The following is a 19,350-nucleotide window of genomic DNA, read 5'->3' on the forward strand; positions in this document are numbered from 1 at the left end:
TCTTGTCACTATCTATCAGTTTATGAATCTAGAATGCCCATTTGTTCAAAGAGCCACGAAGGATTATTGGCCGTTGAAGCCGGCCGTACCACGACTTACACTTCTATGTTTATACCCCCAGACAATCGGAGTACTTTAAAAGTAACTTCGCTGACTCGGCTGACTTTTTGAACGCACATCACAAATGGTTTAGTAGGAGTTGTCATATATGAAAAAGTTTGATAAACGCTGGTTATTATTTTTGCTCTTAATTCTTATTCTTGGTTCTAGCTTATCCTATCTAGCGTTAAACAGGCAGACCGCAGAGTCGGAATCAAAAGAAACAGAGAATACGCAAAAGATGGCCATTGCTTTGGTCAATGAAGACAAGGGTGCTTCATTGAGTGGAGAAGCATTGGCTTTTGGTGATGCGTTTATGGAAAGTATCAATAACCGGGACGACCATGACTGGTTTGTTGTCAGCCGTGGAGTGGCTGAAAGCGGTCTGGAACGGAATACATACGATATGATGATCGTCATCCCGGATGATTTTTCCGAAAAAGCTCTCTCCATCGAGTCGGAAAACCCCGAACAAGTTGTCCTGAATTATAAAATCAATGCCTCGGACGACGAGCAAATTAAAACAGAAGCTGAAAAAACGGCAAGTAACATACTGAACGATTTCAACCGCAGGATTATCGATGTGTACTTTGCCAGCATCGTCGGCAACTTACAAGACGCTCAAGATAATATTGGAGAAATCATTTCCAAACAAGCGTTATATACACAAACATTTAATACGGAAATCCATAGCACATTGGAAAACTATACGAATCAATTTGGAGCAATAAAAGACAATACCCAGATGTCAAAAGACAGTTTTGCAGGTTTCCAGGAATTAGTGGAGGACTTTGAAAGGCAGCTGGCAGAAAACGCTGAGCTGGATGAAAATTACCGATCAGGAATGGAGGATGTATTCCAGTTAGCTGAAAACAACAGCTCGCAAACGCTCGATTTCTCTCAATCTATCAATCAATTTGACGAATCGTTGAACCAATACGATGTCGAGCAGCAGCTGGAAAACTTAAAGCAGGCCAATATCCATATCAATAATCAGTTTGCGCAACAGAACAACAGCCAGCCAGAAGAACCGCCGGTCACAACGTTTATGCTCAGCCGGCAAAGTGTTCCCCAAGCGCCGACAAATAACATCAAGCTGGGCGCGGCTGCCTTGCAACAGCATTTGAATGAATCGCTGGCAAATGTCGAAGCGACTCAGCTCGAAATAGACAACCGGCTGAACCCGGATAACGAAGGCGGGTACACTGGAAAGGTCAAGGCAAGTATTTCTTCTTATCTAGACGAAGCGTTTGAGGGGGAAAGTGAACCATTAGATAATTTGCTTGAAGCCCAGGACGATTTAGCGAGAAATTATATTAAAAATCAAATTACTAAGCTCCCGACACTTGATGAAGATAAGTTGAAGGATTTTGGTTTAACTGAGAATACATTAAAAGAGATTAGAAAAATAATTAAAGTTACAAAGGTATTTGACCCGGATATTTCACTCCCGCCTGATAGTGGAAATATTTTAGAAGAACATATTACCGAAGTGAAAAATCATTTAAAATCTAATGGCGTGGAAATTTCTGATACTGTCCACATTCCTAAAAATGAGAATGAAGGGCAAGTCTTCACGTTGGAATTGCCAGAAGGGGATCCACAATTTGAAGTTGCGAATCTTCAATTAAAACTTCCTGGAAAAAAGGACTTTAAAAATTACACGGATGTTTATAGAGATACAGGAAAAGTTAATCTTTCTCCAAATGAGGAAGGTAAATTTAATATTAAGATCACCCTGAAGCTAAAAGAAAATAGCACTATTGATATATATCAACCCATCAAGTGGACATGGAATTTGAAACAAAAAAATATAACAAAAGAAGATAAACCAAAAACAGCATTTTTACAAGAGAAGAATGTTTCGTTAGTTGCAAGTACTACGGTTTCTAAATCAGATGAAGAAGCAGTCCAATCAGACATTGAGAAGAATCAAGAAGATGCTGAGGTAAATCAAAATAATGTTAATAGTAGTGAGCAAGGGGCTGCAGAGGTAAACGTTAGTGAATCGGAAGTAAGTGATAATCCAGAAGAACCTGAAACAAATGAACCTCCAGAAGAGCCTGAAACAGAAGAACCAGGGTCTGGTAATGAAGAAGACCCGAATGATAAACCGGAAGAAGAAACAGAAGTTGAAGTAGTAGAGATAATTAATAATCAAATCAATCGAACGGTCCTAACCCCTGTGAAAAAAATGGATGATACTACTCAATTACTGTTCAATGGAGCTATTAATAAAGTTGCTCCATATTATAAGTTGTATTCAGCTTTTGAAGCTTACTATGGTTTTGATATTTCCTCAGACGGTTTCTTAGAGAGTCTGAATGACAGGGATAGCCTTAAAGAACTAGCAACAGAAAATTCACTGTACTATCTATTCAATGAAAAAGATATCAAAACGTTGCTAAAAGACTATATCGTAGGAAAAATCGTAAACGATGTTACTGCAGAAATCCGACAGCCTTGGGATAACCTGAAGACCAGAATTGGTATCTATCAGACCCAAGTGCAACAAGCCAAATTGAATGCTGACAGACTTGTTGAACGCATCAATACAACCGCTAAAGAGGCGGAGAGACTTAACAAGAACCTTGCTGCAACCTTGGCAGACGTCGAAGCATGGCGGGAAAACAGCTTGCAGCTACTGGAATCCAACAAGCAGCTGCAAACCAATCAAGAAGAAGAACAAACAGCGATTATGGCACTCGACCAGGAGTTTCAGCCACTGCTTACAGCTAGTCAAAGTCTATCCGAACAGGCGCAGGGCAACTTGACTTCTGCCGAGACGGTTTACGACACATTCGACCAGATCGATGAACAGGCAACAACGATCCAAGAAAGCGGTACAGACTTGGTGAGTCAGGCAGAAACATTGTCCGTCGACATGACCAATAAGCTTCTGACTGATCAGGAATTCGCCGAGAACTTCAAAGGTGTGCTGGCGAACAGCAGAGTCGGGGATAGGCAGAATGAAGAGTTATATGACTTTCTGTCCAACCCAGTCCAGACGAGCAACCAGGGTACCAATAGCAAAGTAGCAGCAGCGACGACTGAAAACACTTTCACACCATATTACCTAGTGTTGATTTGCTTTATCGTCGTGTTATTCACTGCTTATGTCATCTCGACAATCAACCAGAAACGCCGTGAAGAAAATGCATTCGAATCAGAAAAAACATTGGCAGGTTTGAATGCCCCAATCACAATGATTACAGCGGGAATCGGGGTACTGGAAGGACTTATCATTGGAGTCGTTTCGGGCTATTCAATGGGGATAACAGATAAAGCACTACTCCTGCTCACAGGGGTGATCATTCTTCTGATTACCGGCATGCTGCTGGTTGCTACTTACTTGTTGAGACAGTTGAAAATGATCGGTATGTTCCTTCTGCTCATGGTATTGAGTCTGTATCTATTTGGTAAAAATGCCTTTGGCTCCGGTGTTGCTGGAATCGACTACTTGAAAACTTACTCGCCGCTTCATTATGTCGAATCTCTGTTGATGGAAATCTGGCGGGACACAGCGAATTATCAAATGTCATTGCTTATTATCATCGCCGTAGCTGTGTTGGGATCTTTAGCAAATTTATTTGTTCTGCAACGTGCAGACAATGAAGGGGACATGGAAGATGAAAGTGAAGCAGAAGCTGGGTAAACATTCTCTTTTCCTTGCCACCGCACTGCTGGTGCTGACTACTTACGCAGCACCGGCAGTATATGCCGATAGCGATGGTTCTTTAAAAATGAAGGTCGACCGGATCAAACAGGAGAAAAAAGAGAATCAATCCAATAAGGAAACAGAATTGGATAAAGTGTTTCCTGACCTGTTTGCAGAAGAAACCTTTACAACCATCAAGCAAGTTGAAGACAAAAACAACCAATCGATGGAAGCGCTGGAAGAAGAGCTGTTTACCATGAAAGAAGAGCCAGTAGCGGAACTGCATGCGACAAGGGAATCCTTGTTTAAAGAAAACTATAGCCTGACTGCCTCTACAACAACTGTGGAAGAGGAACAAGAAACGGAAGATAGGAATAACGGCCTTGGAAGCACCGTTTTAATGGCTTTGACAGGAGCAGCTCTTTTTTTAACAGGTGGACTTTACATCATGATGCAAAAAACACTTGGTTAGGAGATTGACACATGGCAAAGGACACCCATATCAATGTGACGATGGATTTCAGAAAACGAATAAACGGGGGCGGAGTCTACGATCTTCGTATCCCCTCTTCAGTATCCGTAAAACAATTGCTTCAATATGTGATGGATACATTGAATTTAACGGATGAAGAAAACACCCGCAGCAGCATCAAGGTGGTAACCAAGAATCTCCTGATTGCTGACGATGATATGTTAATCGATTATCCTGTGACGGATGGAGATATCCTGCTTGTATTATAAGGGTTACTAGACAAAAGGAGTCAGTTGAAATGAAGGAAAAGACATTACAGTTTGAAAATCTGTCACTTCCGTTTGTGACAGAAAAGAACAGCTGGCATTTAAAGCTGCCAAAATCCCAAACCAATATAAAGGATATCCGGCAGATGGATGTGATGCTGCAGCCTTCCGAATACCTTTGTCCGCTGACGGTCGAAGAGAAAGCAGATTCGTTCCAGTTCCATTTCCAGGTGGACAGCAGAAGAAAGCAGTGGAAGCAAATTTTGAAGCTTCAGCGCAACGAAAAATTAAGGCTTCTATGCAATGTAGGAAAACTGGAACACTATCTATCTACTAGAATTACTTTTTTTCTGCATCCGGACAATGTAGTTTTCGATGACAATCTCATGCCTGTCGTCGTTTACCGTGGGATCCGCGGACTTGTCCCGCCTTATGAAATGGAAGAAAGCGCGTTTTTGAAGCAATATAAGTGCTTTATCATTGCCCTCTTTTCCAGAAAATACGATTTTGACCAGCTTTACAATGGCTCGCTGAACGATGTGAAAGAAACCGATTTTCAGCGGAAAGTGAGCGAGATAGATGATCTGGAAGAGCTACATGCCTATCTGCTGGAAAGTTATCAAGAGGAGCAGCGTAAAACGGAAAAGACGATGTCTGTGGTTCCGACAAAGCGCTTCAAGCTCTTTAAGCAGCTTTCCATCGGAATGATGGTCGCGGCCGTACTGCTGGCTGTCCCGGTTGTCTATTATGGGCTGATGAAAGTCCCTTTTCAGGATGACCTGCTGACAGCTCATGGTGAATACCTTGCCTCATCCAACAGTGGCGTGATTTCGACACTGGAAGATGTAAATCCGGAAAAACTGCCACAGCAGACAAAATATATACTGGCCAATGCTTACATCAATGTGGAGAGCTTATCGGATTCCGAAAAGGAAGTCATCCTCAATAATGTAAGTTTGAAAAGTGATGAAAACTATCTGCTTTACTGGATTTATAACGGACGGGGGGATTTCGACCAGGCGCTTGAAACAGCAAAATATATCGATGACCCGCAGCTGATCATGTACGGCTTGATCAAAAAGATCGAGCAGGCGAAAAACAACCCCGATTTATCCGGAAGCGAACGGGATGAACTGGTCAACGAATTGAAGGATGAGCTGAATCGTTACCGTGAAGAGTACAATTTGGATGCGGAAGAAGCCGGCGATGCTATACAGGACAATGCGGAAGCAGCACAAGAAGAACAACCACTAAATGAAGCGGAAAGCGAGCAAGAGGAACAACAAGAAAACGATTCTCAAGAACAAACAGAAAACAACGATGAATGACTTCATTTGTTCCAATTGCAAAAGGGTTAGAGAGGGAGAAACAGATGGCGGAAAAACTACTTATGGTTACTTATCGGCAACAATTACATAAATGCCATTTATACGAATCGGCAGCAAAACAGGTGACAATCGGGCCGGATTGGTCCGATGCACTTGCGTTTCCGGATATGGAACGATCCCTGTCAGTGGAATGGGACGGCAGCCGATGCACCATCGAAGGAAACAAGGTAGAGGAGCATGTATCCATACAAGTTGCTGACGAGCAGCTCGATGCTTTTCTTCTCGATACAGATGAGTTGCATGCATTTGACACAGCGGGCAAGGACATCGTGACAGTTGGCCCTAACGCCTATGATGACATAACGCTTCGTCAATCGGAAGCCGATTTTGTGCTAAAAAGATTACCGGAGAATGGGGCGTTTGCTTTGGAAGTCACCGCGGGTAATGTTTATCACAATTTTGTCGGCGGCAGCGAACATGCGGTGATCCAGCCCGGAGATCAGCTATTTATTGACGGTTTCTTGTTTTCCGTCGGGGAAAATGAGATTCATATCACCGCCTCCAGGCAACGTTTCACATGTAAATTGGTAGAACTGATCCACGTTACCACTCCTTACACAGAAGAGTATCCGGACTATCATCGTTCTCCCCGGATCATTTACCGGGAGCCAGAGGAAAAACGTACCATCGCCAAGCCATCCAACAAACCTTCCAAGCCGAGCGAACAGCTGGCGCGTACGATCGTGCCTCCGCTTGTCATGGTGGTTGCACTGGTGCTGATTTCCCTGGTTCAACCACGGGGAATTTACATTATGGTCATGCTTTCGGTAACGGTCGTCACCATTATTTTCTCCATCTCGTCCTACATCAAGAATGTGAAAAAGTACAATGCCGACATGAAGGAAAGGGAAGCAAGCTACAAAGCCTACTTGCAGCGGAAAACGAAGGAGCTGTACTCGGCAACAGAGGAGCAACGCCATGCTTTGACCTACCATTATCCAAGCGTGGAAGAAATCCGCGACATGGCAGTCGGCGTCCAGGCCCGCATTTACGAAAAGACGGTTTACCATCATGACTTCCTAAATTACCGGACCGGGCTCGGCGAAGTCGACACTAGCTTTTCGATTGAGTTTAATGAAGAAGAATTCACCCAGGAAAAGGATGAGCTGGTCGATGAAGCCCGGCATTTGCTGTCCCAATATCAAACGTTGAAAGATGTCCCTGTGCCCGCATCGCTGATGAAGGGGCCGGTCGGTTATATCGGACAGCGGCCGCTTGTCCTGGAACAGCTTCAGCTGATGGTCATGCAGCTATCCTTGTTCCACAGCTACCATGATTTGCAGTTTGTCACCATTTTTCCGGAAGAAGAAAAAGGAAAGTGGGACTGGATGCGCTGGCTTCCCCATGCAAGTGTCCGCGATGTCAACGTGCGAGGCTTTGTCTACCATGAGCGCTCGCGTGACCAGGTGCTTCACTCCCTTTATCAGGTGTTGAAGGAGCGCAAGCAGACACTGGATGAAAAAGGGAACAACAACAGGGAGAAAATCTATTTTTCTCCGCATTATGCCATCCTGATCACGGACGAAAAAATGATCCTTGATCATACCATCATGGAATTCTTTAATGAAGACCCGAGTGAGTTAGGTGTTTCGCTCGTATTCGTGCAAGATGTGATGCACGCCTTGCCGGAGCATGTCAAAACAGTCATCGATATACGGGATGCCAATAACGGAACGATTGTGCTCGAAGAAGGCGAACTCGTCAACAAACACTTTTCACCAGACCATTTTCCACAAGGATTTGATAAAGAGGAAGTATCACGCGCCCTGGCACCGATCAACCATTTGCAAAACCTGAAGAACTCCATCCCGGAAAGCGTGACCTTCCTGGAAATGTATGGAGTGGATAAAGTGAACGAATTGGCGATTGCCGAGCGCTGGGTAAAAAACGAGACATATAAGAGTTTGGCCGTACCGTTAGGACTGCGCGGAAAAGAGGACATCGTCCAGTTGAATCTGCATGAAAAAGCGCACGGTCCCCATGGACTTGTCGCTGGTACAACCGGTTCCGGTAAGTCGGAAATCATTCAATCGTACATTCTATCGCTGGGTGTCAACTTCCACCCGCATGAAGTCGCCTTCCTGTTGATCGACTATAAAGGCGGCGGCATGGCGAATTTATTCCGGAATCTGCCGCATCTGGTCGGAACGATCACCAACCTGGACCGGGCCCAGTCGATGCGGGCGCTGGCTTCCATCAAAGCGGAATTGCAGAAACGGCAGCGTTTGTTCGGAGAGCACAATGTCAACCATATCAATCAATATCAAAAGCTATTCAAACAGGGAGAGGCAAGTGAGCCAATGCCGCATTTGTTCCTGATATCCGATGAATTTGCCGAATTGAAATCCGAGCAGCCCGACTTTATGAAGGAACTGGTATCGACGGCGCGGATCGGACGTTCACTCGGGATTCATTTGATACTCGCCACGCAAAAACCGAGCGGCGTGGTCGACGATCAAATCTGGTCCAACTCCAAATTCAAGCTCGCCCTCAAGGTGCAGAACGAAGGAGATTCCAACGAAATCCTGAAAACACCGGACGCCGCGGAAATCACGCTGCCTGGGCGCGCTTACTTGCAAGTGGGAAACAATGAAATTTATGAATTGTTCCAAAGCGCCTGGAGCGGTGCCGATTATGTGCCGGATAAACAGGATCAGGAGTACGTGGATACGACGATTTACGCAATCAACGAACTCGGCCAGTACGATATCCTGACCGAAGATTTAAGTGGACTGGATAACAAACAAGAAATTGAGAAGACACCGACCGAGCTGGATGCCGTCATCGATTATATCGCTGACTATACGGAAGCCCAGCAGATAGAACAGCTGCCAAGACCGTGGCTGCCGCCGCTTCCGGAAAGGATCAAAGCAGCGGACCTGCACCCGGTGAATTACGAAGAAGAATGGCAGAAGCCGAAGACAGCTTTGCAGGCTACCATCGGCTTGCTGGACCAGCCGGAGTTGCAGTCCCAGTCTCCATTGACCTTGAACTTGGGCAAGGATGGCCATGCAGCCGTCTTTTCCAGTCCTGGTTATGGGAAATCAACCTTTTTGCAAACCGTCGTAATGGACCTCGTGCGGCAGCATAACCCGGAGCAGTTGCACGTATACCTGCTGGACTTCGGCACAAACGGCCTGCTTCCGCTGAAACAGTTTCCGCATGTCGCCGACACCATCCTTGTCGATGAGGAAGAGAAAGTAGGAAAACTGATCCGCCTGCTTACAGCGTCCATGAAGGAACGAAAACAAAAACTGAGCCAATACGGCGTCGCCAACATGGAAATGTACGAAAAGGCCAGCGGCGACAACGTCCCGAACACCGTCATCGTGATCGATAACTTCGATTCGGTAAGAGAAGCAGATTTTTCTGATGAATTTGAAAAACTGGTCACGCAAATCGCCCGAGAAGGTGCAAGTATCGGCATCCATCTCGTCATCAGTGCAGGAAGGCAAAGCGCCATGAAAATGCCGCTTCTTTCCAATATCAAAACACAGATACCACTGTACTTGATTGAACCGACAGAGGCTAGGTCGATCGTCGGCAAAACCGACATCGAGATAGAAGAAATTCCTGGAAGAGGTCTCATCAAGCTGGAAGACCCTGCTCTGTTCCAGACCATGCTGCCGGCAGAGGGAGAAGAAACCCTCGAGGTAATCGATGCGATCCAGCAGACGGCGAAGGAAATGGATGAACACTGGCAAGGCGAACGGCCGGAGGAGATACCGATGGTTCCCGAAAGGCTTGCATACGAAGATTTTATCAAGCGTTCAAAAACACAAAAGCTTATTTCCGAAGGCGGCATACCGTTCGCAGTGGACTTTGAAGCGGTCGAGCCTGTTGCACTGGATGTGGAAAAAGATCAGAACACATTGGTGCTGGGCGACAATATGGATGGTATTGAGGAGACATTCCTTACGATTCTGACCAGTATGTCCGCGAACGAGTATATTGACATCGGACTGATCGATAATGCTTCACTTCGGTTTGCAGCACATAAACAACATACGAATATTTATGCGGACGGAGAAATTTCCATGGAAGAGATGGCAGGACAGCTTCAGCAATTATTCGAAGCGAGAGAAGATGCTTTCCGTGAAATCCAGTCATCTACAGGCGGCCAGGCAACCGTAAATGATTTTCTTGAAGAAATACGCCCGATGATCGTATTGGTAACAGATGCATCCCACGTCATCGATTCCATGTCACTCACTACTCAGACGACGATTGCAAAACTCATGGAGAACGGACCGCGGATGGGAATACACTTTGTCATCGGTGCCGTCCATAGTGCCATCGACCGTTTATATGACGATGTTACGCAAGCTATCAAAAAGCAAAAAAACGGTGTGCTGCTTAGCAGAATAACAGATCAGAATATATTGGAAGTTGCCAACAGGCCATACCGTGAGCCAAGCCTGGAGGCCTATGAAGCCTACTATATCCAGCAAGGAAAGTCGGAAAAAATAAAAGTTGCGGCACCTCTTATAAAAAGGAGTGAAAAGGATGTCATGGTTTTTTAGAACCGAAACAGAAAAGAAGCGGGATGACTACTTGAAGCTATACTATAAGCTGAAGGATGCAAAAGCGGATCATGACAGACTGGTAAACGAAGCAGAGTCGTCCTATTCCAGCTATACCAGTTCGGTACCTAATCTATCAAATTCCAAGATACCGTCTAACGACTTTGACCCGAAACGAGAGGAATTAAATCAGGAGCTGCTTCGGTACTTCAACTATGAAAAAAACAAACGGAGCCAGATTGTACATGCGGCTTCCCGCGCTTATGAACGTTACCAGTACTATAAACAATTGGCTATAAAAGAAGCGGATGAAGATTAGTACAAAAAAGATTGACGGGAGTGATAATCATTGGGAGAGGTAAGAATCGATGGCAATCGCTTGAATGAGGCAAGAGCGGCGGCCCGTACGCTGGAAAGTACGATTGATTCCACTTATGAACAATGTGAGCAACTCATTTCATTTGTTCACTCAGCAAAGTGGAGCGGGAAATCAAGGGACAGCTTTTTAAGTTACTTAGAAATCATTTCACAATATCACAAAGATTTGAAATCGGCGTCGGCATTACAAACCAAAGCATTGGATAACTTGGATCGTTATATTGACGACTTTCGTAATGACAGTTCGGTGAAAGAAGTGAGAAGCTTATGAGCAACGTGTCAACCGATACATTTAACGTACCTGAACTTTACCTGCTTGCCTCTGCGTTTGGCGGAAATGTCCTTTTCGGCCTGCCTGAAAAACAAATCTATCAGCTCAAAGGGGAAGAAGTATTCGAACAGGCACATAACCGTTTAATCGAAAAAGGCATTCTTAACGGGGAAGGGAAAATCACAAAAAGCGGAGCCATCATTATTCAAGCACTGGAATACTATTATCAGAGTGAGAAATATGTCCGGATTAATAACTTGATGTTCGGATTTCCTTCCGACAATGAGGATGAGTTAGTAATGATGGTAGAGACAGAAGAACAAGCACTCTACAAGTTATTTGTCATTTCAAAAGCGATTGTATTGCAGCTTCTTAGTGAAAAATTTCCGATGATTACGCGTGAACCGGAGGAAAAAGAAAAGAACTTTTTAAAACAGGAATTGACAAATAAAGAGAGAAGGGAAACGGAACAACTAGAGCCTGGAGATTCGATGGTAAACCTTGAGTTGTTTCATTTAAATGAGAAACACCGGGAAGCAAGCAATCCTGCTTACTATCAACAGTTGCTCGTTTTCCCTAAAGAAGAAAAGCTGATCATGGTGGATACAGTTCAGCGTAAATATTATCATGCTAGTCAGTATTGGTTCTTGAAAGTTCTCTTTGATGAAATGGAATTCCCATACAAGGAGGCGAAGTAGATGCATAAAGCGGCTGCGATGGGAAGTACCGGAGTTGGAGGCGCGAAAATCAATGTCAATCCCGATGAAATAACCTCTATCTTCAATCAGCTTGAATCGATCATTTCCGAATTGGAAAGCAATGCAACCCCTTATATCAAGAAGCTCGGGGAGCTGGACTATTATAAAGCAGGAAAGGCAAAGGAAGCGATGGAAGCTTACGATGAAGCTAACGAGAAGTTCATGGATCTTTATGATAATTACGTAAGAGCATCCACTCTCGTCATCGATGTCCTTAACACCATGATTGAAACAGACCAGGCAATTGCCGAACAAATCATTGCAAAATTGGAGGTCTGATAAATGGATGTAAAGTACATCCCGGCAGACTGGGATAGAATGAAGGACGGTCTCGGCGACCTGATTGGGCTTGGGCGCTGGGGGAAAGGCATGATCGATGATTTAAAGGATATAACGGAAAACCTGGAAGACGCAGAATCGGATATCGCCAAATATGACCGGGATGGCGTCATTTCTTTTTCCCATATCGACAGGGAAGGAAAGTACCAATCCTTATTCGAAGATTTTAAAGTACTGCATGATTTTTCGGGAAAGGTTGGCGATATTGTAGACCGCACGATCGATGATCCTTTTCATGAGGACATCGATAAGTTTGTAACAACCATGCGGGACGCCACCATTTCCAACTATACAACGAAAAACCGGATTGATGCGACGGAACAGCAAGTGATCTACCAGCGTTACGGCATGCAGGAAACCCGGGAAGTCCCGAAGGCGGAAGTTAGTCTGGATGACCTGCTCAGCGGCGATAACTTCTATGCGGAACAGCTGCAGCTGGAATACGACATGTGGAAAGCGGAGCATCCCGACCAGGAGTTCACGCAGGAAGAATACCGCATGGCCGCGGTCAATATGAACGCCTTTGAATATGAATCCATCAAGGACCAGCAACATAGCGAGGAATTTTGGGCGAATCTGGGAGCCCTTGTTGTAATAGTCGGTGCTGCTGTCATTTGTCCGCCTGCCGGCCTGGCCCTCGGCGCTGTCTATGGAAGCATGGAATTAAAATCTGCGATATCCGGAGAGGACTGGATATCTGGAAGAGAGCTTGGCACGGGCGAACGGTGGCTGCGAGGGGCTTTAAGCCCACTGGACATTGTTCCCGGCGTCGCCGGTCTGAAGAAGTTCAGCAGCGGTGTCCGTGTAGCCAACCAGGCTGCAGATATGGGCCAATTTGGGCTGAGATCAGGAATCAAAACCAGTGTACAACGGGAACTGAAGCATGTAGGAGATATGATCACCACGGCAGGAAGACAATCGACAGCAAGGCTGAAAAGTGCCGGAGCCGCAGTCAAAGACCGTGCCATACGGGATGCCATTTCTGCGGGCAAAGCAGCAGACAGCATGGTTACCTCTGCCAAAAATATCACCTCTACCCGAAATGTAGTCGCCATGGAGGAATTGGGTAAGGTCCATATGCCTGCCGAAAACACCCACTTCTTTGAGAGTAAAGTGAAAGATACGTTGAGTAAGGCAGAAGGAGTTAGTGTTAGTTCAGGGGCTAAGGGGACGGGTGAAATTAGTAATAAAGCAAGTAAAGTTAAAACTACCCTTGATGGTGTAGAATCCCAAAATAGTTTCAAAAAACAAGTGGGAAAAGTTTTAAAAAAACATAATTTAACGTTGAGTGACTTCCAAGAATTAAAACTAAAACATGTATCAGAATTAACTAGTAATGAAGTTCGTATTATGAAAGAAATAAGAGATTCGGTACCTCCTATTACTAAAGATACCCTGTTACAGAAAACAATTCCAGAAAGTGATATCGAAAAATACTTATCTGGTGAGTATACGGAAATAGGTGGATATATTGCTAAGTATGATGATGTTGGTCATATTAATAACTATGGTGAAGTGGTTGAATCTTTCCGCCTTGACTACACTTCATGGAATGGAAGTAGGCCATTTCCTGATGATGGGGATAGCTATGGAAAAATTAAATTTACAACTAACAATGAAGATAATATTAAGATTCCCTATGGAAAACGATTCGGTGGAACGAATACAGACGGTCCACCTTGTACACAGAATGGTTTTACAGGATCCAGAAATGGCGAATTAGTTCCGGAATGGCAATTTGATAGTAGATATTTCCCTAATAATGGAGCTGAATTATATAGAGTTAAGGACGGAATTGAGAAATTAGTAGCTATATATGATAGCGATCTAAAAAGGTTTATACCGGTCAAATAGTAAGGGAGGATAATGTATGGAAAAAGGAAGATTTGCAAAATATAAAAATAAAATCTTTAGAGTGAGTAATATTAATGGAGATAATATAAGATTAGTAAGTGAAGATTTAGCCGATTTAAACAATGGTTTTAAAGAAAAGGTTTATTCTGGCAATATTAAAGATAGTACCAATCTCCCCAGGCTGTATATTAAGGAAGTAAAGAAAAAAGAGATTGACGAAATATTTGAAGTTGATTACAAAGCAAGACACAAAGGGCATATATTTAATTTGAGTTTTAATGCTTCAGGTTCACAATTTAGGCTAGGCACTACTAACGCAGAACTTGCAAAACAAAATGGATTTGAACGAACTGACAAATACTATTATGAGAAAATTGTAACACAAGATGAAATTGAAGTTTTGAAATTTACAAAAAATCTGTAATGCTGGGGAATCTGTTCAAAACAGATAAAATGAATTTGTTGGTGTTTAGGTAANAGACCGTGCCATACGGGATGCCATTTCTGCGGGCAAAGCAGCAGACAGCATGGTTACCTCTGCCAAAAATATCACCTCTACCCGAAATGTAGTCGCCATGGAGGAATTGGGTAAGGTCCATATGCCTGCCGAAAACACCCACTTCTTTGAGAGTAAAGTGAAAGATACGTTGAGTAAGGCAGAGGGGGTGGGAGTTGGCAGTAGTACTTCTAGTAATTTGAAATTTAAAAATGCTGGAGAATATTTCGACCATATTAATAAGATTGGTAGACGAGAAGATATAACGATTGAAGAAAAGTTTGAGATGATTCATGAAGCATATGCTGCATTAGAAGTAAAAGGCGATGTAACTGTCGTCTCTGACTTGAAATTCTTGAAGGACAATGGGTTTGTAGAAGGCAGAATGAATATAGATTGGCCAGATAAAATGGGTTTTGCAGAGGAATCCATTCAGTCTGTTAGTAGAAGTAACCCTTTGCCAGAAAATTGGGACAGAGTAGGTGGAAAAGGCGGAGAGAATTTCACTACACTGCCTGATAACGGAGTACCTTATACCTATGATGAACGTGCTATTCCTTACTTAGAGAACCCTTCGGCAAGACACGTTGGTACATTTGACAATGAATCTTATTTTGAGGCAATTGATGCAATTAAAAAAGGAAGTCTAGAAGAATTGAATAAAATTGCATTAGAGAATGGAAAAAAATCTATATCTAATGTAGAATTTTTGGATTTTCAAGCACGTTACTCAGCTTTCCAAGAAAATACAAAGAGGCTAATAGGTGACATAGATGCAACTTATGGACTTAAAGGTGTAGCAGCACCATGGAGAAAAAGCTCTACAGGAGAAGTATTAATGGAGGGAGGGGCGGAACAAATAGTCACTCCGTTAAATGCCAAGATGCTAGAACGAATAGGAATTATTCCAGAATATTAGGAGGAAAGCAATATGACAAAGCAAGAGTTTCTTAATAAGTATAATAGCAAAAAAATAAATTTAGGTGAATATATTCTGGTGCTTGATAAAATAACGGATGCTCCATTAGTGATTGGCTGTGCTCATGATCAAGGCGTATGGAAAGTCTATAAAACATTTGAAAGAGGAGGTCACTATATTATAAAAGAGACCCAAAGTGAAAGCGAAGCTTTTGACTTACTGTATGAACTGCTATTAATAGAACAAAATGATTAATCTTAACAATTTAAAATGACAAAACAAGAATTCATAAAGAAATTTGAAGCTGAAAGCCTAAATATTGGTGAGTACATGATGATACTCGACAAGATATCGGATGCTCCTCTTGTATTGGGTTGTGCATACGACCAAGGCGTATGGAAAGTCTATGAAACAAGAGAACAAGGAGGGCACTTCATTATAAAAGAGTTAGATAATGAAAATGATGCCTTTGATTACTTTTATCAGATTGTGTTGAGTCAACATAATAGAACAAACAATTAGTGTAACTGGAAAGAAATCTAATTGGTTACCAACTTATTCTGGTAATAGAAAATGTTTAGCCCTTGAGAGATGTGCGGAAGTCAGTGACGAATTATGGGTTTCAAACGGGCTATTGGAGGTCTGATAAATGGATGTAAAGTACATCCCGGCACATTGGAAAAAGATGAAGGACGGTCTCGGCGACTTGATCGGGCTTGGTCGCTGGGGAAAAGGGATGATCGACGATTTAAAGGATATAACGGAAAACCTGGAAGACGCAGAATCGGATATCGCCAAGTATGACTGGGATGGCGTTATTTCTTTTTCCCATATCGACCGGGAAGGAAAATATAAATCGTTGTTTGAGGATTTCAAAGTTCTTCATCATTTTGCCGGAAAGGTTGGCGATATTGTAGACCGCACGATCGATGATCCTTTTCATGAGGACATCGATAAGTTTGTAACAACCATGCGGGATGCCACCATTTCCAACTATACGACGAAAAACCGGATAGATTCGACGGAACAGCAAGTGATCTACCAGCGTTACGGCATGCAGGAAACCCGGGAAGTGCCGAAGGCGGAAGTCAGTCTGGATGACCTGCTCAGCGGTGATAACTTCTATGCGGAACAGCTGCAGCTGGAATACGACATGTGGAAAGCGGAGCATCCCGACCAGGAGTTCACGCAGGAAGAATACCGCATGGCCGCGGTCAATATGAACGCCTTTGAATATGAGTCCATCAAGGACCAGCAGCATAGCGAGGAATTTTGGGCGAATTTGGGAGCCCTTGTTGTAATAGTCGGTGCTGCCGTCATTTGTCCGCCTGCCGGCCTGGCCCTCGGCGCTGTCTATGGAAGCATGGAATTAAAATCTGCGATATCCGGAGAGGACTGGATATCTGGAAGAGAGCTTGGCACAGGCGAACGGTGGCTGCGAGGGGCTTTAAGCCCACTGGACATTGTTCCCGGCGTCGCCGGTCTGAAGAAGTTCAGCAGCGGTGTCCGTGTAGCCAACCAGGCTGCAGATATGGGCCAATTTGGGCTGAGATCAGGAATCAAAACCAGTGTACAACGGGAACTGAAGCATGTAGGAGATATGATCACCACGGCAGGAAGACAATCGACAGCAAGGCTGAAAAGTGCCGGAGCCGCAGTCAAAGACCGTGCCATACGGGATGCCATTTCTGCGGGCAAAGCAGCAGACAGCATGGTTACCTCTGCCAAAAATATCACCTCTACCCGAAATGTAGTCGCCATGGAGGAATTGGGTAAGGTCCATATGCCTGCCGAAAACACCCACTTCTTTGAGAGTAAAGTGAAAGATACGTTGAGTAAGGCAGAGGGGGTGGGAGTTGGCAGTAGTACTTCTAGTAATTTGAAATTTAAAAATGCTGGAGAATATTTCGACCATATTAATAAGATTGGTAGACGAGAAGATATAACGATTGAAGAAAAGTTTGAGATGATTCATGAAGCATATGCTGCATTAGAAGTAAAAGGCGATGTAACTGTCGTCTCTGACTTGAAATTCTTGAAGGACAATGGGTTTGTAGAAGGCAGAATGAATATAGATTGGCCAGATAAAATGGGTTTTGCAGAGGAATCCATTCAGTCTGTTAGTAGAAGTAACCCTTTGCCAGAAAATTGGGACAGAGTAGGTGGAAAAGGCGGAGAGAATTTCACTACACTGCCTGATAACGGAGTACCTTATACCTATGATGAACGTGCTATTCCTTACTTAGAGAACCCTTCGGCAAGACACGTTGGTACATTTGACAATGAATCTTATTTTGAGGCAATTGATGCAATTAAAAAAGGAAGTCTAGAAGAATTGAATAAAATTGCATTAGAGAATGGAAAAAAATCTATATCTAATGTAGAATTTTTGGATTTTCAAGCACGTTACTCAGCTTTCCAAGAAAATACAAAGAGGCTAATAGGTGACATAGATGCAACTTATGGACTTAAAGGTGTAGCAGCACCATGGAGAAAAAGCTCTACAGGAGAAGTATTAATGGAGGGAGGGGCGGAACAAATAGTCACTCCGTTAAATGCCAAGATGCTAGAACGAATAGGAATTATTCCAGAATATTAGGAGGAAAGCAATATGACAAAGCAAGAGTTTCTTAATAAGTATAATAGCAAAAAAATAAATTTAGGTGAATATATTCTGGTGCTTGATAAAATAACGGATGCTCCATTAGTGATTGGCTGTGCTCATGATCAAGGCGTATGGAAAGTCTATAAAACATTTGAAAGAGGAGGTCACTATATTATAAAAGAGACCCAAAGTGAAAGCGAAGCTTTTGACTTACTGTATGAACTGCTATTAATAGAACAAAATGATTAATCTTAACAATTTAAAATGACAAAACAAGAATTCATAAAGAAATTTGAAGCTGAAAGCCTAAATATTGGTGAGTACATGATGATACTCGACAAGATATCGGATGCTCCTCTTGTATTGGGTTGTGCATACGACCAAGGCGTATGGAAAGTCTATGAAACAAGAGAACAAGGAGGGCACTTCATTATAAAAGAGTTAGATAATGAAAATGATGCCTTTGATTACTTTTATCAGATTGTGTTGAGTCAACATAATAGAACAAACAATTAGTGTAACTGGAAAGAAATCTAATTGGTTACCAACTTATTCTGGTAATAGAAAATGTTNATAAAGTGAAAGATACGTTGAGTAAGGCAGAAGGAGTTAGTGTTAGTTCAGGGGCTAAGGGGACGGGTGAAATTAGTAATAAAGCAAGTAAAGTTAAAACTACCCTTGATGGTGTAGAATCCCAAAATAGTTTCAAAAAACAAGTGGGAAAAGTTTTAAAAAAACATAATTTAACGTTGAGTGACTTCCAAGAATTAAAACTAAAACATGTATCAGAATTAACTAGTAATGAAGTTCGTATTATGAAAGAAATAAGAGATTCGGTACCTCCTATTACTAAAGATACCCTGTTACAGAAAACAATTCCAGAAAGTGATATCGAAAAATACTTATCTGGTGAGTATACGGAAATAGGTGGATATATTGCTAAGTATGATGATGTTGGTCATATTAATAACTATGGTGAAGTGGTTGAATCTTTCCGCCTTGACTACACTTCATGGAATGGAAGTAGGCCATTTCCTGATGATGGGGATAGCTATGGAAAAATTAAATTTACAACTAACAATGAAGATAATATTAAGATTCCCTATGGAAAACGATTCGGTGGAACGAATACAGACGGTCCACCTTGTACACAGAATGGTTTTACAGGATCCAGAAATGGCGAATTAGTTCCGGAATGGCAATTTGATAGTAGATATTTCCCTAATAATGGAGCTGAATTATATAGAGTTAAGGACGGAATTGAGAAATTAGTAGCTATATATGATAGCGATCTAAAAAGGTTTATACCGGTCAAATAGTAAGG

Annotated in this window: 18 protein-coding genes; all 18 read left to right on the forward strand. The window is 43.0% G+C overall.

Going from position 1 to position 19,350, the window contains the following annotated elements; translation table 11 throughout:
- The first annotated feature begins 208 nt into the window (after positions 1-208).
- A complete protein-coding gene (gene esaA, locus BN1067_RS08410) occupies positions 209-3,754 on the forward strand; it encodes a type VII secretion protein EsaA (protein ID WP_053218436.1) in 3,546 nt (1,181 codons plus the stop codon).
- On the forward strand, positions 3,729-4,229 hold the full coding sequence (gene essA, locus BN1067_RS08415; protein WP_053218437.1) for a type VII secretion protein EssA: 501 nt from the start codon (positions 3,729-3,731) through the stop codon (positions 4,227-4,229). The genes esaA and essA overlap by 26 nt, the downstream gene beginning before the upstream one ends.
- A gap of 11 nt (positions 4,230-4,240) precedes the next feature.
- Positions 4,241-4,498 (forward strand): EsaB/YukD family protein, encoded by a 258-nt coding sequence (locus BN1067_RS08420; protein WP_053218438.1) that lies wholly within the window; start codon positions 4,241-4,243, stop codon positions 4,496-4,498.
- Positions 4,499-4,527: 29 nt separating this feature from the next.
- The gene (essB, locus tag BN1067_RS08425; protein WP_053218439.1) at positions 4,528-5,823 is read left to right on the forward strand and encodes a type VII secretion protein EssB; all 1,296 of its coding nucleotides are present in this window, start codon (positions 4,528-4,530) and stop codon (positions 5,821-5,823) included.
- A gap of 44 nt (positions 5,824-5,867) precedes the next feature.
- Positions 5,868-10,406 (forward strand): type VII secretion protein EssC, encoded by a 4,539-nt coding sequence (essC, locus tag BN1067_RS08430; RefSeq protein WP_053218440.1) that lies wholly within the window; start codon positions 5,868-5,870, stop codon positions 10,404-10,406.
- On the forward strand, positions 10,390-10,725 hold the full coding sequence (locus tag BN1067_RS08435) for a hypothetical protein (RefSeq protein ID WP_053218441.1): 336 nt from the start codon (positions 10,390-10,392) through the stop codon (positions 10,723-10,725). The genes essC and BN1067_RS08435 overlap by 17 nt, the downstream gene beginning before the upstream one ends.
- A 30-nt stretch (positions 10,726-10,755) precedes the next feature.
- Positions 10,756-11,055, forward strand: coding sequence for a WXG100 family type VII secretion target (locus BN1067_RS08440; RefSeq protein WP_026571204.1), 300 nt, complete (start codon positions 10,756-10,758; stop codon positions 11,053-11,055).
- Complete coding sequence (locus BN1067_RS08445; RefSeq protein WP_026772162.1) at positions 11,052-11,753, forward strand: DUF5081 family protein; 702 nt, start codon at positions 11,052-11,054, stop codon at positions 11,751-11,753. The genes BN1067_RS08440 and BN1067_RS08445 overlap by 4 nt, the downstream gene beginning before the upstream one ends.
- Positions 11,754-12,092, forward strand: a complete 339-nt coding sequence (locus BN1067_RS08450; RefSeq protein WP_051382196.1) for a DUF5344 family protein — start codon at positions 11,754-11,756, stop codon at positions 12,090-12,092.
- Between the two features lie 3 nt (positions 12,093-12,095).
- Positions 12,096-14,006 (forward strand): hypothetical protein, encoded by a 1,911-nt coding sequence (locus BN1067_RS08455; protein WP_053218442.1) that lies wholly within the window; start codon positions 12,096-12,098, stop codon positions 14,004-14,006.
- A gap of 16 nt (positions 14,007-14,022) precedes the next feature.
- Positions 14,023-14,430, forward strand: a complete 408-nt coding sequence (locus tag BN1067_RS08460) for a hypothetical protein (RefSeq protein ID WP_053218443.1) — start codon at positions 14,023-14,025, stop codon at positions 14,428-14,430.
- A gap of 151 nt (positions 14,431-14,581) precedes the next feature.
- Complete coding sequence (locus BN1067_RS08465; protein WP_234400653.1) at positions 14,582-15,421, forward strand: hypothetical protein; 840 nt, start codon at positions 14,582-14,584, stop codon at positions 15,419-15,421.
- 12 nt (positions 15,422-15,433) lie between these two features.
- Entirely contained in the window at positions 15,434-15,676 is a 243-nt protein-coding gene (locus BN1067_RS08470) for a hypothetical protein (RefSeq protein WP_026772163.1), read from the forward strand.
- Between the two features lie 15 nt (positions 15,677-15,691).
- A complete protein-coding gene (locus BN1067_RS08475) occupies positions 15,692-15,943 on the forward strand; it encodes a hypothetical protein (RefSeq protein ID WP_110943388.1) in 252 nt (83 codons plus the stop codon).
- 127 nt (positions 15,944-16,070) lie between these two features.
- Positions 16,071-18,020 (forward strand): hypothetical protein, encoded by a 1,950-nt coding sequence (locus tag BN1067_RS08480; protein ID WP_053218446.1) that lies wholly within the window; start codon positions 16,071-16,073, stop codon positions 18,018-18,020.
- A gap of 12 nt (positions 18,021-18,032) precedes the next feature.
- Positions 18,033-18,275, forward strand: coding sequence for a hypothetical protein (locus tag BN1067_RS08485; protein ID WP_026772163.1), 243 nt, complete (start codon positions 18,033-18,035; stop codon positions 18,273-18,275).
- Positions 18,276-18,290: 15 nt separating this feature from the next.
- Positions 18,291-18,542, forward strand: a complete 252-nt coding sequence (locus BN1067_RS08490) for a hypothetical protein (protein ID WP_110943388.1) — start codon at positions 18,291-18,293, stop codon at positions 18,540-18,542.
- 74 nt (positions 18,543-18,616) lie between these two features.
- A complete protein-coding gene (locus BN1067_RS08495; RefSeq protein WP_053218447.1) occupies positions 18,617-19,345 on the forward strand; it encodes a hypothetical protein in 729 nt (242 codons plus the stop codon).
- The last annotated feature ends 5 nt before the right edge of the window (positions 19,346-19,350 follow it).

Origin of the sequence: Virgibacillus senegalensis (genome assembly GCF_000821245.2) — a bacterium.
GTDB lineage: Bacteria > Bacillota > Bacilli > Bacillales > Amphibacillaceae > Sediminibacillus > Sediminibacillus senegalensis.

Excerpts from the sequence above, each read along its gene's own strand:
- esaA (WP_053218436.1), top strand. The coding sequence starts at position 209 with ATGAAAAAGTTTGATAAACGCTGGTTATTATTTTTGCTCTTAATTCTT.
- essA (WP_053218437.1), top strand. The coding sequence starts at position 3,729 with ATGAAAGTGAAGCAGAAGCTGGGTAAACATTCTCTTTTCCTTGCCACC.
- BN1067_RS08420 (WP_053218438.1), top strand. The coding sequence starts at position 4,241 with ATGGCAAAGGACACCCATATCAATGTGACGATGGATTTCAGAAAACGA.
- essB (WP_053218439.1), top strand. The coding sequence starts at position 4,528 with ATGAAGGAAAAGACATTACAGTTTGAAAATCTGTCACTTCCGTTTGTG.
- essC (WP_053218440.1), top strand. The coding sequence starts at position 5,868 with ATGGCGGAAAAACTACTTATGGTTACTTATCGGCAACAATTACATAAA.
- BN1067_RS08435 (WP_053218441.1), top strand. The coding sequence starts at position 10,390 with ATGTCATGGTTTTTTAGAACCGAAACAGAAAAGAAGCGGGATGACTAC.
- BN1067_RS08445 (WP_026772162.1), top strand. The coding sequence starts at position 11,052 with ATGAGCAACGTGTCAACCGATACATTTAACGTACCTGAACTTTACCTG.
- BN1067_RS08450 (WP_051382196.1), top strand. The coding sequence starts at position 11,754 with ATGCATAAAGCGGCTGCGATGGGAAGTACCGGAGTTGGAGGCGCGAAA.
- BN1067_RS08455 (WP_053218442.1), top strand. The coding sequence starts at position 12,096 with ATGGATGTAAAGTACATCCCGGCAGACTGGGATAGAATGAAGGACGGT.
- BN1067_RS08460 (WP_053218443.1), top strand. The coding sequence starts at position 14,023 with ATGGAAAAAGGAAGATTTGCAAAATATAAAAATAAAATCTTTAGAGTG.
- BN1067_RS08465 (WP_234400653.1), top strand. The coding sequence starts at position 14,582 with ATGGAGGAATTGGGTAAGGTCCATATGCCTGCCGAAAACACCCACTTC.
- BN1067_RS08470 (WP_026772163.1), top strand. The coding sequence starts at position 15,434 with ATGACAAAGCAAGAGTTTCTTAATAAGTATAATAGCAAAAAAATAAAT.
- BN1067_RS08475 (WP_110943388.1), top strand. The coding sequence starts at position 15,692 with ATGACAAAACAAGAATTCATAAAGAAATTTGAAGCTGAAAGCCTAAAT.
- BN1067_RS08480 (WP_053218446.1), top strand. The coding sequence starts at position 16,071 with ATGGATGTAAAGTACATCCCGGCACATTGGAAAAAGATGAAGGACGGT.
- BN1067_RS08485 (WP_026772163.1), top strand. The coding sequence starts at position 18,033 with ATGACAAAGCAAGAGTTTCTTAATAAGTATAATAGCAAAAAAATAAAT.
- BN1067_RS08490 (WP_110943388.1), top strand. The coding sequence starts at position 18,291 with ATGACAAAACAAGAATTCATAAAGAAATTTGAAGCTGAAAGCCTAAAT.